Origin of the sequence: Frigoribacterium sp. Leaf172 (assembly GCF_001424285.1) — a bacterium.
Classification (GTDB): Bacteria; Actinomycetota; Actinomycetes; order Actinomycetales; family Microbacteriaceae; genus Frigoribacterium.
The window spans coordinates 1,017,234-1,033,096 of the sequence record NZ_LMPB01000002.1 but is presented as its reverse complement, the minus strand read 5'-3'; the positions used below and the strand labels follow the sequence as shown (position 1 = coordinate 1,033,096).

Sequence of the window (15,863 nt, the reverse complement as noted above, 5' to 3'; positions counted from 1 at the left end):
ACACGCGCAGGGCCGCTGGATAGACTCGACGCCGGCTCGCCACCCCCGCGACCGCGTCCGCCACCTCGATCCGCACACCACGACGGTGCCGGAGAAATGCGAGTCCTCGTGAAGTACGCCGAGACCGTCCTCGACCTCGTGGGGAACACCCCGCTCGTCAAGCTCAACAAGGTGACGGAGGGCATCAGCGCGACCGTCCTCGTCAAGGTCGAGTACCTCAACCCCGGCGGCTCCTCGAAGGACCGCATCGCCACGCGCATCATCGACGCCGCCGAACGCGAGGGGCTGCTGAAGCCGGGCGGCACCATCGTCGAGCCGACGAGCGGCAACACGGGCGTCGGGCTCGCCCTCGTCGCGCAGCAGCGGGGCTACCGCTGCGTCTTCGTGCTGCCCGACAAGGTCGGCGAAGACAAGCGGAACGTGCTCAAGGCCTACGGCGCCGAGATCGTCGTCACCCCGACCGCCGTCGAGCCCACCAGCCCCGAGTCGTACTACAGCGTCTCCGACCGCCTCGCCCGCGAGATCCCCGGGGCCTTCAAGCCGAACCAGTACGCCAACCCGAACGGCCCGCTCAGCCACTACGAGACGACCGGCCCCGAGATCTGGCGCGACACCGACGGGCGCATCACGCACTTCGTCGCCGGCGTCGGCACCGGGGGCACGATCAGCGGCACCGGCCGCTACCTCAAGGAGATCTCCGGAGGCGCGGTGCAGATCGTCGGGGCCGATCCCGAGGGCAGCGTCTACAGCGGCGGCACCGGCCGCCCGTATCTGCTCGAGGGCGTCGGCGAGGACTTCTGGCCGAGCGCCTACGACCCGAGCGTCGTCGACCGGATCATCGCCGCGTCGGACGCCCGGTCGTTCGAGCTGACCCGACGTCTCGCCCGTGAGGAGGGCCTGCTCGTCGGCGGGTCGTCCGGGCTGGCCGTGGCGGCGGCCCTCGACGTCGCCCGGGAGCTCGGACCCGACGACGTCGTCGTCGTCCTGCTGCCCGACGGCGGACGCGGCTACCTCGGCAAGATCTTCAACGACGCCTGGATGCGCTCGTACGGATTCTCGGACAGCACCGACGAGCGCACGGTGCGCGATCTGCTCGCCTCGAAGACCGGAGCGCTGCCCGAGCTGGTGCACGCTCACCCGAGCGACACGGTGCACGACGTCATCGGCATCATGACCACCTACGGGGTCTCGCAGATGCCCGTGCTCTCGGCGGAGCCGCCCGTCGTCATCGGCGAGGTCGTGGGCGCCATCGAAGAGAAGGCGCTGCTCGAGGCCCTCTTCGCCGGCGGTGCGACCATGGGCGACGCTCTGGCCCGGTTCGTGGGCGAGCCGCTGCCGCTCATCGGCATCAACGAGTCCGTGGCCGCGGCTCGCACCGCCCTCGAGTCCACCGACGCGCTGCTGGTCACCGACGACGGCAAGCCGGCCGGCGTCATCACCCGGCACGACGTGCTCGCGTTCGTGTCCGCCTGACCCCCTCCTCCCGCACCGTCGTCCCCCTCGAAAGGACACCCGCATGACCCACGGCTTCTCCACCCGCGCCATCCACAGCGGACAGGACTTCGACCCCACCACCGGTGCGGTCGTCCCGCCGATCTACCAGTCGTCGACCTTCGTCCAAGACGGCATCGGCGGGTTCCGCGGCGGCTACGAGTACGCCCGCTCGGCCAACCCCACGCGCGACTCGCTGCAGACCCTGCTCGCCGACCTCGAGGGCGGCAGCCACGCCTACAGCTTCGCGTCCGGCCTCGCCGCGGAGGACGCCCTGCTGCGGTCGGTGCTGCGTCCGGGCTCGCGCATCGTCATGGGCAACGACGTCTACGGCGGCACGCACCGACTCGTGAACCGGCTGCACGTGCCGTGGGGGGTGGTGCTCGAGACCGTCGAGATGACCGACCTCGACGCCGTCCGCGCCGCGGTCCGTCCGGGCGAGACGGCGATCCTCTGGGTCGAGACCCCGAGCAACCCCCTGATGAAGATCAGCGACGTCACGGCGCTCGCCGAGATCGGTCACGCCGCCGGCGCGATCGTCGTCGTCGACAACACCTTCGCGTCGCCGTACCTGCAGCAGCCGCTGTCGCTCGGCGCCGACGCCGTCGTCCACTCGACGACCAAGTACATCGGCGGGCACTCGGACGTCGTCGGGGGAGCCGTGGTCGTCGACGACGCGGAGCTCGCCGAGAAGATCGGGTTCCTGCAGTTCGGCGCCGGGGCCGTCTCGGCCCCCATGGAGGCCTGGCTGACCGTCCGCGGCATCAAGACGCTGGGGGTCCGGGTCGATCGCCACTCGTCGAACGCGGCCACGATCGCCGAGACGCTCGAGGGTCACCCGGCGATCGATCGGGTCTACTACCCGGGGCTCGCCTCGCACCCCGGGCACGAGATCGCGGCCCGGCAGATGAGGGCCTTCGGGGGCATGATCTCCGTCTCGCTGGCGGACGGGCCCGCCGTGGCGCGTCGCTTCGCCGAGTCGACCGAGCTCTTCCAGCTCGCCGAGTCGCTCGGGGGCGTCGAGTCGCTGATCGGCTACCCCACCGAGATGACGCACGCGTCGGTGCGCGGAACCGAGCTCGAGGTGCCCGAGACCGTGGTCCGGCTCTCGGTCGGAATCGAGGACGTCGACGACCTCCTGGCCGACGTGCTGCAGGCTCTCGACCGCGCGACGACCGACTGACGTCTGCCCCGCCCCCGCCGACCGTCCGCGCCGGAGGGGGCGCGGCATAGGCTGGGACGATGACCGACGGCGTCCTGCGAACCCGGCCCGAGGGCGTCCTCAGCGGTCGCTATCGCCTGGCCACGCTGGGGATGTGCGCGCTGATCGGCATCGCGGCGTTCGAGTCGCTCGCCGTGACGACGATCATGCCCCTGATCAGCGCCGAGCTCGACGGGGAGCGCCTCTACTCGCTGAGCTTCGCCGCCCCGCTGGCGACCGGGCTGGTCGGCATGGTGGTGGCCGGCAACTGGGCCGATCGCAGCGGCCCCCGGGTCGTCGTCATCGCCTCGATGCTGCTCTTCGCGGTCGGCCTGCTCGTGGTCGGCACCGCGCCCGACATGCTGGTCTTCCTGCTGGGTCGTCTGGTCCAGGGGCTGGGGTCGGGCGCCGTCATCGTCGGGCTGTACGTGATGGTGGCTCGGCTGTTCCCGCCGGGTCTGCACCCGTCGATCTTCGCCGGGTTCGCCGCGGCCTGGGTCGTCCCCGCCCTCGTCGGTCCGCTGATCGCCGGCTTCATCGCCGAGACCCTCGGCTGGCACTGGGTCTTCATCGGCGCCGTCGTTCTGGCCGTCCCGGCGTTCGTCATGATCCTGCCGAGTCTGCGGCGGGTGCCCCCGCCGGCTCGGGCCGAGGGGGCCGACGTCGTCCCGTGGAGCCCGGGGCGCATCCTCTGGGCGGCGGGCGCCGCTCTCGGCGTCCTCGCCCTGAACCTCGTGAACGAGTTCGAGCCGGTGCTCGCGGTCGCCGTCGTCGTGGCAGCCGTCGCGGCCCTCGCGATCGCGTTGAGGCCGCTGCTGCCGCCCGGAACGCTGCGGGCCCGGCCGGGTCTTCCGACCCTCGTGCTCCTCCGGGGCCTGGCCGGGGCGGCGTTCCTCGCGAGCGAGGTCTACATCCCCTATCTGCTGCACGACCGGTACGGCTTCTCGGCCTCCGCCTCGGGCACGGCGCTCACGCTCGGCGCCCTCGGCTGGGCCCTCGCCAGCTGGGCTCAGGGGCGACTCGGCGACCGGGTGCCGCAGCGGACCGGCATCCGGGTCGGCCTCGCGCTGGTGCTCGCCGGTCTCGTGGTCGCCGTCGTCACCCCCCTGCTCGACCTGGCCCCGGGGCTGCTCATCGCGACGTGGACCCTCGCGGGCTTCGGCATGGGGTTCATGTACCCGCGGTTCTCGGTGCTGACGCTCGCCCTGTCGACCCCGACCGATCGCGGGTTCAACAGCTCGGCGCTGACCATCTCCGACTCGGCCGGCTCCGCCGTCGCCCTGGCCGTCGCGGGCGGCGTGTTCGGGCTGCTCGGAGGGTCGCCCGGCGCCGCGGCGTTCGCCGCGTGCTTCGCCGTCGGCGCCCTCGTCGCGCTGCTGGCGCTGGTCCTCAGCGGGCGCGCGGTGCCGCGCCCGAGCTGACCCGCGCCTCCCGCCGTGGGCGGCCCGTGGTCGTCGATCCGGTCCGCCGAACTGCATAATGGTCAGCAGACAGCGATGTGTACGGTCACACCGCTCGGCAGCAGAGCGACGGAGCCACGGTGAAGCCTGACATCGACAAGGTGCGTGCTCCCAACATCCGCGACGTCGCCGCCCTCGCCGGGGTGTCGTACCAGACCGTCTCGAGGGTGCTGAACGACAGCCCGAGCATCCGGCCGGCCACGCGACAGCGGGTGCTCGACGTCATCGACGAGATCGGCTACCGGCCGAACCAGGCGGCCCGGGCCCTCGTCACCAGCCGCTCGCGGGCCATCGGGGTGCTGACGCTGCAGAACGTCCACTTCGGGCCGCAGACCATGGTGAACGCGATCGAGGCCGAGGCGCGCGCCGCCGGCTACCGGCTGAGCATCGCGAGCACGACGCGGGCCGACGGGGACGTGCGCGCGAGCCTCGACCTGCTGACGAGCCAGGCGGTCGAGGCGATCATCGTCATCGCGCCCCAACGCAAGTTCTTCGACATCATCGACGAGCTCGATCTCGACGTGCCGATCGTCGCCCTCGACTCGACCCAGCGCAATCGTGCGCACAGCCTCTCGGTCGACCAGTTCGCCGGCGCGCGTCTGGCGACCCGGCATCTCATCGACCTCGGTCATCGGCACATCGTGCACGTGGCCGGCCCGCAGGACTGGATCGAGGCCGACGAGCGCATGCAGGGCTTCCTCTTCGAGATGGGCGAGGCCGAGCTCTCCATCGAGCCGCCCATCCTCGGCGACCTGACCGCCGACTTCGGGTACCTCGCAGGCAAGGAGCTGCTGCGTCGTCGCGACTTCACGGCCGTCTTCGCGGCGAACGACCTGATGGCCGTCGGGCTCCTCCACGCGTTCCGCGAGGCCGACGTCGACGTCCCGCGCGAGGTCAGCGTCGTCGGCTTCGACGACGCCCCGACCGCGGCGCACCTCTGGCCGCCGCTCACGACGGTCCGTCAGGACTTCGATCTGATCGGCCGTCGGGCCGTCGAGCTCGTCATCGGCGAGCTCGAGGGTCGAGAGGTCGTGGACCGCACCCTGCTGGCCGCCGAGCTCATCGTCCGCGCCTCGACCGACCGGCCCTGGTTCCTCTGACGGCAGGCGGCGCGGCGACGTCCCCGCACCTCCTCGGCGGGTCCGTCGCGACGGCGATCCGGCGGGCTTCATAACAGATCGGCCACGGCATTTGACACGGGGCATTCCCAGGATTAGCTTTGCTCCAGTCGCGGTGTGAACGGTCACATTCAGTCCCCGCCCTGATCCGCCGCCCTCGGCGCGGGTCGACACCCGACGTCGAACAGACAGTGCCCACCACGCCTCGCGGCGGGGCGGACCGACAGAGAAGTCGAACGTGGAGGTCAGCGTGCCCGGTGCACACATCGCGACGAACGGAACCCCCGGGGGTGACTCGCGTGGCTGAGTCCCCGATCATCCTCGAGATGCGCAGCATCACGAAGGAGTTCCCCGGCGTCAAGGCGCTCGACTCCGTGTCGATGCAGGTGCGGGCCGGAGAGGTCCACGCCATCTGCGGCGAGAACGGCGCCGGCAAGTCGACCCTCATGAAGGTCCTCTCGGGCGTCTACCCGTACGGCACCTACGCCGGCGACATCGTCTACCAGGGCGACGAGATGCGCTTCCGCGACATCAAGTCGAGCGAGTCGGCCGGCATCGTGATCATCCACCAGGAGCTCGCGCTGATCCCCGAGCTCTCGATCACCGAGAACATCTTCCTGGGCAACGAGCCCACCCGCTTCGGCGCCATCGACTGGACGACCGCCAAGCTCCGCGCCATCGACCTGCTCGCCCGCGTCGGTCTGAAAGACGACCCCGACACGGCCATCAAGAACCTCGGCGTGGGCAAGCAGCAGCTGGTGGAGATCGCGAAGGCGCTCAACAAGAACGTCAAGCTGCTCATCCTCGACGAGCCCACGGCCGCGCTCAACGAGGCCGACTCGCAGCACCTGCTCGACCTCATCCGCGGGCTCAAGGGCCGCGGCATCGCGTCGATCATGATCAGCCACAAGCTCAACGAGATCGAGGCCATCGCCGACTCGATCACGATCATCCGCGACGGCAAGACGATCGAGACGCTCGACGTGAAGGCGGACGGCGTCAACGAGGACCGCATCATCCGCGGCATGGTCGGCCGCAACCTCGCGAGCCGATTCCCCGACCGCAGCCCGAAGATCGGCGAGGTCTTCTTCGAGGTCAAGGACTGGTGGGTCCGTCACCCGCAGACCGCCGAGCGCTTCGTCTGCAAGGGCTCGAACATCACGGTGCGCCGCGGTGAGATCGTCGGTCTCGCCGGGCTGATGGGCGCCGGTCGCACCGAGCTCGCGATGAGCGTGTTCGGTCGGTCGTACGGGCAGTTCGTCTCGGGCACGATCGTCAAGGACGGTCACGAGGTCGAGATCAAGAACGTCCGCGACGCCATCGACAACGGACTGGCCTACGTCTCCGAAGACCGGAAGGTGCTCGGGCTCAACCTGCTCGACGACATCAAGCGCTCGACGGTGTCCGCCAAGCTGACGAAGATCTCGCGCGGCACGGTCGTCGACCGCTACCAGGAGCACACGATCGCCGAGGAGTACCGCAAGAGCCTCCGCGTGAAGACGCCCACGGTCGACGAGGGCGTGGCCAAGCTGTCCGGCGGCAACCAGCAGAAGGTCGTCCTGGCGAAGTGGATGTTCACCGACCCCGACCTGCTGATCCTCGACGAGCCGACCCGCGGCATCGACGTGGGCGCCAAGTTCGAGATCTACAACATCATCAACCAGCTCGCGGCCCAGGGTAAGGGCGTCATCGTGATCTCGTCCGAGCTGCCCGAGCTGCTCGGTCTCTCGGATCGCATCTACACGATCTTCGAGGGCACCGTCACCAACGAGATCGACGCGTCCGAGGCCGATGCCGAGACGCTGATGAGAACAATGACGTCGAAGAAGAAGGAGAACGCCGCATGAGTGGCATCAAAGACCTGAAGAAGGTGTTCGGCGGCAACCAGTCGAACGCCCGCCAGTTCGGGATGATCGCGACCCTGGTGGTCGCCATCCTGATCTTCCAGGTGCTCACGGGCGGACTCACCCTCGACCCGCCCAACCTGATCGCTCTGGTCAGCCAGTACTCGTACATCCTGATCCTCGCCATCGGCATGGTGATGGTCATCGTCGCCGGGCACATCGACCTCTCCGTCGGCTCGGTCGCGGCGTTCGTCGGCATCATGGTCGCGACCTCGATGACCACCTGGAACTTCCCCTGGCCCGTCGCCATCGTCTTCGGCCTCGTCGTGGGCGCCGCGATCGGCGCCTGGCAGGGCTTCTGGGTCGCGTACGTCGGAGTGCCCGCGTTCATCGTGACGCTCGCCGGCATGCTGCTGTTCCGCGGTGCCAACCAGTTCGTCGGCAACGCGGTCACCCTGCCCGTCCCCGAGGGCTACACGGTCATCGGCGCCGGCTACCTGCCCGAGTTCGGCCCGAACACCGGGTACAACAACGCGACCCTGCTGCTCGGGCTCGTCCTGGCCGCCGTCGTCGTCTGGCGCGAGTTCCGCCTGCGTCGCAAGCAGCAGGCCATGGGCTCCGACATGGCGCCGATGTGGGTCAGCCTCGTCAAGATCGGCGTGCTCGTCGCCATCATCTTGTACGCCGCCACGCTCTTCGGCGGCGGTCGGGTGGGCACCTCGTTCCCGATCTCGGGCATCATCCTCGGCGTGCTCGTGCTGGTCTACGGCTTCATCACGCAGAACACGATCTTCGGTCGCCACATCTACGCCGTCGGCGGCAACTCGCACGCCGCCGAGCTCTCGGGCGTCAACGCCCGCCGGGTCAACTTCCTGGTCATGATGAACATGTCCGTCCTGGCCGCGGTCGCCGGCATGATCTACGTCGCCCGCGCCGGAGCCTCCGGACCTCAGGACGGCCTCAACTGGGAGCTCGACGCCATCGCGTCGGTCTTCATCGGCGGAGCGGCGGTCGCGGGCGGCATCGGGACCGTCACCGGCTCGATCGTCGGTGGTTTCGTCATCGCCGTTCTGAACAACGGTCTGCAGCTGCTCGGAGTCGGCTCCGACAAGGTCCAGATGATCAAGGGCCTCGTGCTGCTGATCGCGGTGGCCGTCGACGTCTACAACAAGAGCCAGGGCCGACCGTCCATCACGGGCTTCCTGACCCGTGGGCTGAACCGCGACAAGAACGGCGTCGCGGCACCCGCCGCCCCGCAGTCCGCGGCCGGCACCCAGAACGGCGTCGGTCCGTCGACCGACTCCGCGAGCCCCGTCCTCACCCCCAACGGCGACGTGTCCGACGTGCAGCGTCCGAATTCGACGACCCCCAACTAGACCCTCCACCCGGCGCGACCGTCCACGACGGCCGGCCGCGCCTCCCCGGGGTCGTCGCTCGACGACCCGCCTCGCACCACCTCACACACGAGAAAGAGACACAGCATGCGCAAAATCGCGCTGGCGACCATGGCGGTCGCCGCAGCAACGACGCTGATCCTGAGCGGCTGCTCGAACTCCGCCCGCACCGAGGCCGGATCGGGCGACGCGTCCGCCGGCTTCGAGCAGGGCTCGATCGTCGGGGTCGCGCTCCCCGCGAAGACCAGTGAGAACTGGGTCCTCGCCGGCGACCTCTTCAACGAGGACCTCGAGGCCGCGGGCTTCGAGCCCGACGTGCAGTACGCGGCCGCCAGCGGCACCGTCGCGAACCAGCAGGAGCAGATCCAGTCGATGGTCACCAAGGGTGCGAAGGTCATCGTCATCGGCGCCGCCGACGGCGGTCAGCTCGGCACGCAGGTCAAGGCGGCGCACGACGCCGGCGCGATCGTCATCGCCTACGACCGTCTGATCCTCAACACCGAGGACGTCGACTACTACGTCGCCTACGACAACTACAAGGTCGGCGAGCTCCAGGGCCAGGCCCTCCTCGACGGCATGAAGGCCAAGAAGGCCGACGGCCCGTACAACATCGAGCTGTTCTCGGGCTCGTCCGACGACGCCAACTCGGCCGTGTTCTTCGACGGTGCGATGAGCGTCCTGCAGCCGGCCATCGACGACGGCACCGTCGTCGTGGGCTCGGACCAGACCGACATCAAGCAGACGGCGACCGACGGCTGGAAGGCCGAGAACGCCCAGCGCCGCATGGACTCGCTGCTCACCAGCACCTACACCGACACCGAGCTCGACGGCGTGCTGAGCCCCAACGACACGCTCGCCCGCGCCATCATCACCTCGGTGAAGCAGGCCGGCAAGGACGTCCCGGTCGTCACCGGTCAGGACTCCGAGGTCGAGTCGGTCAAGTCGATCATGGCCGACGAGCAGTACTCCACCATCAACAAGGACACCCGCAACCTGGTCAAGCAGGCCGTGGCCATGGTGACCTCGGTCTCCGAGGGCGACACCGCCGAGACGAACGACGACGAGTCGTACGACAACGGCTCGAAGGTCGTCCCCGCGTACCTCCTGCCCCCGCAGATCGTCACGAAGGAGAACGCGGCCGAGGCCTACGCCAACGACCCCACGCTGGGCCCGTTGACCAAGTAGTCGCACCGACAGCACCAGACGAGAGCCGATCGCCCAGCCGGGTGGTCGGCTCTCGCCGTGCGCCCGCTTGCTACGGTGACGGGATGGACGAGGAGGCGCGGGTCGGCACGGTCGCGCCCGTCACGATCGAGCTGCTGCTCGCGTCACCGCGCTCCCGGTACGTCGGGCGCCCCTCCGACGGGCCCGAGCCCGCGACGGACGACGAGACGCCCGATCGCATCGAGCTCCGAGCCGGACTCGGCATCGTCGGCGACCGCTACTTCGCGAGACCGGCCCACCGCGGCGCGTCCGTGACCCTGCTCGCCGCGGAGTCCCTCGAGACCGTCGCGCGCCTCCTCGGCTCCGGGGTGCTGGATCCGGCCGCCGCGAGACGGAACATCGTGCTGCGCGGCGTCGACGTCGACGCCCTGCGTGGCTTCGAGTTCTCGCTCGACTCGGGGGAGGGGCCGGTCGTGCTGCGGGCGAACCGCCCGGCGAACCCCTGCGCCTGGATGGACGTCGTGCTCGCACCCGGCGCGTTCCGTGCGATGCGGGGACGCGGGGGCGTGCGCTGCGAGCCGCTCAGCGACGGCGCGCTGACTCTCGGTCCGGCCGTGCTCTCGGTCGAGGGTGCCGTCTGACGAGGGGTCAGCGCCACCAGGCGGGGATCATCGCGGTGATCGTGTCGAGGAGCGTCCTGCGGCTCGTCCGGCGACCGCCGAGCCAGGCCTCGATGGCGCCCACGAGCGCGTGCGCGAAGAACCCCGACGCGATGTGCGGCGCGATGCCGTCGGGCGCCGTGCCGACCGGCAGGGCCTCGATGTGCGTCAGGGACGTGGCCGCGAAGTGCTCGGCCAGCGTCTGGTGGATCGACGCGTCGAGCCGATCGGGCAGGGCCAGGCGGTAGACGTCGCGGTAGCGCACGACGTGGTCGACGACCCTCTCGACGGCCCACCGGGTGACCGCCTCGGGGTCGGCGTCGGGTTCCGACCGCCGAGCGGCGTCCTCGTCGCGGATGGCGTCGAGCTCGGGGGTCAGCACGGCGGCGAGGAGGCTGCCGGGCGACGTGGCGTGGCTGTAGAAGGTGGCGCGGTTGATGCCGGCGGCCCGGGTGACGTCGGCGACCGTGATGGTCGAGACGGGCCGGCTCGAGGCCAGGTCGATGATCGCGGCGTGCAGCGAGCGGGTCGTCTGGACGATTCGGGCGTCGACCATCGGTGGCCTCCTGGGGGCGATTCGGGGCCCGAACGAGCGGGACTGACCCGAGCCTAGACCGTGCGGACCGCCGTCAGGATCCGTGTCGGGTCCGCGATCCCCTCGGCCGGCGGCCGGTCCGATCCGGCCGGGGGAGCGGTACGCTTGACGATGACGACGCCGGCACGCCGGACCCGATCGTCGCCTCCCCCTCCTCTCCCGACCCTGTCGCGGCGCACTCGACTCGAAACGATTCGATCTGCGGTGACGTCGAGCGGAACCCCGCTCGCCGTCCCGGCCGATCCGCGCCTGGCGGTCCCTGACGCTTCGGAGCCCCGTGACCACAGTCGTCCACCCCGGTGACTCGCTCACCCGCCGCCAGCGACTCGTCTACGTCGTCGTGCTGGGGGCCCTGACCGCTCTCGGCCCGTTCACGATCGACCTGTACCTTCCCGCGTTCCCGCAGCTGCGCGAGGAGTTCCGCGTCGACAGCGGGGTCATCCAGCTGACCCTCACGGCCACGACGATCGGCTTCGGCGTCGGCCAGCTGCTGGTCGGGCCGTGGAGCGACAAGGTGGGTCGGCGGCTGCCGCTCATCGTCGCGACCGCCGTGCACATCCTCGCGAGCATCGGGGTGGCGACCGCGCCCTCCATCGAGGTGCTCGGCCTGTTCCGCGTGCTGCAGGGCATGGGGGCCGCCGCGGGCGGCGTCGTCGCCATGGCGACCGTCCGCGACCTCTTCGGCGGGCTGCCCCTCGTGAAGATGCTCTCGCGGCTGGCGCTCGTCAACGGGCTCGCACCGATCGTCGCGCCCGTGCTCGGATCGCAGCTGCTGCGGTTCACCAGCTGGCGGGGCATCTTCGTCTTCCTCGTCGCGTACGGCGCGTTCGTCATCATCGCGGCGATCTTCCTGATCGTCGAGACCCTGCCCCCGGCCCGACGGCTGGCGGCCGGGCACACGACCCTGGGGCAGCGGTACAAGGCGCTCTTCAGCGACCGCGTCTTCGTGGGGGTGGCCCTGATCGGGGCGATGACCTTCTCGGGGCTGTTCTCGTACCTCTCGGCGTCGTCGTTCCTGTTCCAGACGGTCTACGGCCTCGACGCGCAGCAGTACGGGTACCTGTTCGCCGTCAACTCGCTCGGCATCGTCGCGGGGGTCCAGATCAGCTCGCGTCTGGCCCGTCGGGTCGGCCCGCAGTGGATCCTCGCCTGCTCCACGATCGTGCTGCTCGTGTCGGCGACGACCATCGTCCTGCTCGACTCGGCGGGGGCGGGCCTGGTCGGGATCCTCGTGCCCCTCTGGTTCTTCATCGCCGCATGCGGCTTCTCGTTCCCGCAGGTCCAGGTGCTCGGTCTGGCCAATCACGGCAAGGAGGCCGGCACGGCGGCGTCGCTCCTCGGGGCGCTGAACTTCGGACTCGCCGGACTCATCTCGCCGATCGTCGGGTTCCTCGGGATCGGGTCGGCGGTGCCCATGGGCAGCGTCATGATCGCCACGTCGTGCGTCGCCATCGCGAGTCTCTGGCTGCTCGTCCGACCGAGGACGGTGCCGGCGCTCGGTCACTGACCGTCGCGGTGCGGGTACCTTCTGGGGATGCGCACCGACCCCCTCGCTCCGAAGCCCGCCTCGCCGTCCGAAGAGCGGGTCGCGCGACGCGTGCAACGCCGGTGGTGGGTGTTCAGCGCGCTCGGGGCCATCGGCGTCGTGCTGCTGCTCGGCATCGTCATCACGGCCCGGTCGGGGGCCATCACGGTCGACGAGGAGTTCATGGGGGAGCTCGTCGAGCACCGGAACCCCTTCTGGGACGTCCCGTCGTTGATCTTCAACTCGATCGGGGGTGGCGTGATCGGCGTGTTCGTCGTCCCGCTCGGGGTGGCGGCCGTGCTGCTGCTCCGGCGGCGGTCGTGGGCCGCCCTGTACTGGATCGCCGCCTGCGCGCTGAGCGCCGGGGTGGTCCAGGTCATCAAGCACGCATTCGGTCGCGCCCGGCCGGCCGACATCATGGTCGTCAGCGACTACGGCTCGTTCCCGTCGGGTCACACGGCGAACGCCGCGACCCTCGCCGTCGTGCTCGGCGTCATCCTCCGCCGGGTGTGGGTCTGGGTGGTCGGCGTGCTGTACACGGTGGCGATGCTCCTCAGCCGCACCTACCTCGGGGCCCACTGGCTCACCGACACGATCGGGGGGCTGCTGATCGGCGCCGGCGTGGCGGTCGTCCTCTGGGCTCCGGTCGCCCACCGGCTGCTGGCCGAGCAGGAGCGCGTCCGCGGACGCGGCTGGGTGTGGCAGCACCGGACCGCCGAGCCGGTCGGCGGGCCCTCGGGCTCCGCGGGTGCCTAGGCTGACCCCATGACCGACGCGCTCGAACAGGCCCGGGCGGAGGCCGCCGCGGCGGTCGCCGCCGCCGAGAAGGCGAAGCACGACGCGGAGGCGGCGCTCGCCCGGGCCGAGCGGCTCGCAGCGGATGCGGCAGGGGCCCCGTCGACCGGCACGGCCTCGACCGTCACGGCCTCGAGCGGTACGGCCTCGACAGGCACGGCGTCGTCGGGTCCGCTCTCGGCGGTCGCCGTCGACGCCGTCCGCACCGGATACGCGTTCGGCGGTCCCGCCCTCGAGCTCGGCGCGCTCGTCAACGGCGACCCGCTCGCCGATGTCCCGGTGCGCATCCCCCTCGGCATGCTCGCGCGTCACGGGCTCGTGGCCGGCGCCACCGGCACGGGCAAGACCAAGACGCTGCAGGTGATGGCCGAGCAGCTGTCGGCCGCGGGCGTCCCCGTGTTCGCGGCCGACGTCAAGGGCGACCTCTCGGGCATCGCCACCCCGGGCGAGTCCGGCGCCAAGCTGCTCGAGCGGACGAGGGGCATCGGGCAGGACTGGTCGCCCGAGGGCGCACCCACCGAGTACTTCGCGCTCGGCGGCATCGGCACGGGCGTGCCCGTCCGGGCGACGGTCAGCGGGTTCGGCTCGCTGCTGCTCGCGAAGGTGCTGGGCCTCAACGACACGCAGGAGTCCAGTCTCGGGCTCGTGTTCCACTACGCCGAGCAGGCGGGTCTGCCCCTGCTCGACCTGGCCGACCTCCGCGCCGTGCTGGTGCACCTCACGAGCGACGAGGGCGAGGGCGAGCTGGACGGGCTCGGCGGACTCAGCAGGTCCACCGTCGGGGTCATCCTGCGCGAGCTCATCACGTTCGCCGATCAGGGGGCCGACGCGTTCTTCGGCGAACCCGAGATCGACACCGCCGAGTTCCTCCGCACGACCGCCGACGGCCGAGGCGTCGTCAGTCTGCTCGAGCTGCCCGGCGTGCACGACCGCCCGGCGCTCTTCTCGACCTTCCTGATGTGGCTGCTCGCCGACCTCTACAACGACCTGCCCGAGGTCGGCGACCTCGACCGGCCGAAGCTCGTCTTCTTCTTCGACGAGGCGCATCTGCTCTTCGCCGACGCCTCGAAGGAGTTCACGGCGCAGATCACCCGGACCGTGCGGCTGATCCGCTCCAAGGGCGTGGGCATCGTGTTCGTCACCCAGACGCCGAAGGACGTCCCCGCCGACGTCCTCGCGCAGCTGGGCTCGAGGGTCCAGCACCAGCTGCGGGCGTTCACGCCCGACGACGCCAAGGCGCTGCGGGCGACCGTCTCGACGTATCCGACGAGCGAGTACGAGCTCGACGAGGTGCTCACGAGCCTGGCCATCGGGGAGGCGGTGGTCACCGTCATGAACGAGAAGGGGGCGCCCAGCCCGGTCGCCTGGACCCGCGTCCGCGCGCCGCGCGGATCGATGTCGCCGACCCCGCCCGACGTGATGGCCGCCGCGGTCGCGGCCTCGCCCCTGCAGTCCGTCTACGGGGCCGCCCTCGACCGCGACTCGGCCCGCGAGATGCTGGCCCGCCGGCTCGAGGCGGCCGCCCTGGTCGCGCGCGAGCGGACCGACGCGGCGGCCCGTCAGGCCGCCATCGACGCGGGCCTCAAGGAGGCCGCCGCCCGAGAGCGATCCGACGCGAAGGCCGCCGCCGTCGCCGAACGGGAGCGGAAGGCGGCCCAGGCCGAGTACGAGCGTCAGCAGAAGGAGTTCGAGCGGGCCGAGCGGACCGCCGCGACACGACGGGCGGGGCGCTCGTCGACGACCCGCGCCTCCTCGGGTCCGCGAACCTCGCCGGGCTCCGGCGGAGGAGTCCTGGGCGACGTCCTCGGATCGAGCATGGGACGGGCCGTCGTGCGCGAGGTCGTCAAGGGGATCTTCGGCACCCTGCGACGCCGCTGAGCCGCAGGGTCAGGCGAGCCTGCCGTAGACCAGCACGAGGGCACCCGTCGCGAGGGCGAACAGTGCGGCGACGATCGGCATGGACACGCCGGGTCGGCCCTCGTACCAGTACCGGGCATGCGGATAGGCGCGATAGAAATCGCGGAGGGACACGGGCTTCGTGACGACGGTCGAGGCTGCGCCGAGGGCGTCGTGCACGGTCATGATCGCCTCGTCGGGCCAGTAGTGGCCCCGCATGCGGAACAGGCGCACGCCGACGGCGTCGAAGGCGACGAGCTGCAGCACGACGTCGGTCGAGTGCGGCACGTACGAGCTGACGACGACGACCTCGGCGATGCGGTCGCGGCGCACCCGCACGAAGCCCGGCAGCCAGCCGCGCTTGACGAAGTGCTGGGCGTCGAGGGCGGCGAACGAGTCGAGGTACCGGCGGTGGGCCACGAGGCCGATCACGCCGGCGACGGCACCGAGCGTCACGACCACGGGCCACAGACCCGACGACCAGGTGAGCCACAGCAGCGCGACCCCCACCGGCACGAGGGCGGCGAGGCTCGTGAGGACGGCGTTCGTCGCCAGCGTGCGACGTGGCTCGACGACGACGTCGTACGCGTCTCTCTCGCCTCTCGGCATCGGATCACCCCTCGATCGACGACACCGTCGTAGCCGCCTCGTCGGCGTCGCGAAGACGGCACACCGCCCCCCGGTGGACGTCGTCAGACCCCCGATCTTAGAGGAGGGGGAA

General features: G+C 70.8%; 13 protein-coding genes. 11 read left to right on the top strand and 2 right to left on the bottom strand.

All coding sequences use genetic code 11. The features are described 5' to 3' along the window. Nucleotides 1-108 precede the first annotated feature (108 nt). The 8 genes from ASF89_RS11030 to ASF89_RS10995 all read left to right on the top strand — a co-directional run bounded on the left by ASF89_RS11030 (nucleotide 109) and on the right by ASF89_RS10995 (nucleotide 10,313). Complete coding sequence (locus tag ASF89_RS11030; protein ID WP_055798195.1) at nucleotides 109-1,473, top strand: cystathionine beta-synthase; 1,365 nt, start codon at nucleotides 109-111, stop codon at nucleotides 1,471-1,473. Between the two features lie 43 nt (nucleotides 1,474-1,516). After that, nucleotides 1,517-2,674 carry a cystathionine gamma-synthase gene (locus tag ASF89_RS11025; protein ID WP_055795850.1) on the top strand — a complete coding sequence of 386 codons (1,158 nt, stop codon included), beginning with the start codon at nucleotides 1,517-1,519 and terminating at the stop codon, nucleotides 2,672-2,674. A 59-nt stretch (nucleotides 2,675-2,733) separates the two neighbouring features. Further along, nucleotides 2,734-4,113 (top strand): MFS transporter, encoded by a 1,380-nt coding sequence (locus tag ASF89_RS11020; RefSeq protein ID WP_055814538.1) that lies wholly within the window; start codon nucleotides 2,734-2,736, stop codon nucleotides 4,111-4,113. 119 nt (nucleotides 4,114-4,232) lie between these two features. After that, nucleotides 4,233-5,252 (top strand): LacI family DNA-binding transcriptional regulator, encoded by a 1,020-nt coding sequence (locus ASF89_RS11015; RefSeq protein WP_200913434.1) that lies wholly within the window; start codon nucleotides 4,233-4,235, stop codon nucleotides 5,250-5,252. A gap of 344 nt (nucleotides 5,253-5,596) precedes the next feature. After that, nucleotides 5,597-7,117: a multiple monosaccharide ABC transporter ATP-binding protein gene (gene mmsA / locus ASF89_RS11010; protein ID WP_055798200.1), complete on the top strand. Its 1,521-nt coding sequence runs from the start codon at nucleotides 5,597-5,599 to the stop codon at nucleotides 7,115-7,117. A gap of 5 nt (nucleotides 7,118-7,122) precedes the next feature. After that, nucleotides 7,123-8,490 carry a multiple monosaccharide ABC transporter permease gene (gene mmsB / locus ASF89_RS11005; RefSeq protein WP_200937168.1) on the top strand — a complete coding sequence of 456 codons (1,368 nt, stop codon included), beginning with the start codon at nucleotides 7,123-7,125 and terminating at the stop codon, nucleotides 8,488-8,490. A 105-nt stretch (nucleotides 8,491-8,595) separates the two neighbouring features. Beyond that, nucleotides 8,596-9,693: a sugar-binding protein gene (locus ASF89_RS11000; protein ID WP_055795855.1), complete on the top strand. Its 1,098-nt coding sequence runs from the start codon at nucleotides 8,596-8,598 to the stop codon at nucleotides 9,691-9,693. Between the two features lie 83 nt (nucleotides 9,694-9,776). Then, a complete protein-coding gene (locus tag ASF89_RS10995) occupies nucleotides 9,777-10,313 on the top strand; it encodes an MOSC domain-containing protein (RefSeq protein WP_055814535.1) in 537 nt (178 codons plus the stop codon). A 7-nt stretch (nucleotides 10,314-10,320) separates the two neighbouring features. On the opposite strand, the gene ASF89_RS10990 is transcribed toward ASF89_RS10995, so the two are convergent. Next, nucleotides 10,321-10,887, bottom strand: a complete 567-nt coding sequence (locus ASF89_RS10990; protein ID WP_055795861.1) for a TetR/AcrR family transcriptional regulator — start codon at nucleotides 10,885-10,887, stop codon at nucleotides 10,321-10,323. 316 nt (nucleotides 10,888-11,203) lie between these two features. On the opposite strand from ASF89_RS10990, the gene ASF89_RS10985 reads away from it, so the two are divergent. The 3 genes from ASF89_RS10985 to ASF89_RS10975 are packed head-to-tail and all read left to right on the top strand — an operon-like array spanning nucleotide 11,204 to nucleotide 15,124. Continuing rightward, complete coding sequence (locus ASF89_RS10985) at nucleotides 11,204-12,433, top strand: multidrug effflux MFS transporter (RefSeq protein ID WP_055814532.1); 1,230 nt, start codon at nucleotides 11,204-11,206, stop codon at nucleotides 12,431-12,433. A 27-nt stretch (nucleotides 12,434-12,460) separates the two neighbouring features. Continuing rightward, nucleotides 12,461-13,207, top strand: coding sequence for a phosphatase PAP2 family protein (locus tag ASF89_RS10980; RefSeq protein WP_082489934.1), 747 nt, complete (start codon nucleotides 12,461-12,463; stop codon nucleotides 13,205-13,207). Nucleotides 13,208-13,216: 9 nt separating this feature from the next. After that, on the top strand, nucleotides 13,217-15,124 hold the full coding sequence (locus ASF89_RS10975) for a helicase HerA-like domain-containing protein (RefSeq protein ID WP_055814528.1): 1,908 nt from the start codon (nucleotides 13,217-13,219) through the stop codon (nucleotides 15,122-15,124). Between the two features lie 9 nt (nucleotides 15,125-15,133). Here ASF89_RS10975 and ASF89_RS10970 read toward each other — a convergent pair whose 3' ends face one another. Next, complete coding sequence (locus tag ASF89_RS10970) at nucleotides 15,134-15,751, bottom strand: hypothetical protein (protein ID WP_055814525.1); 618 nt, start codon at nucleotides 15,749-15,751, stop codon at nucleotides 15,134-15,136. Between the last annotated feature and the right edge of the window lie 112 nt (nucleotides 15,752-15,863).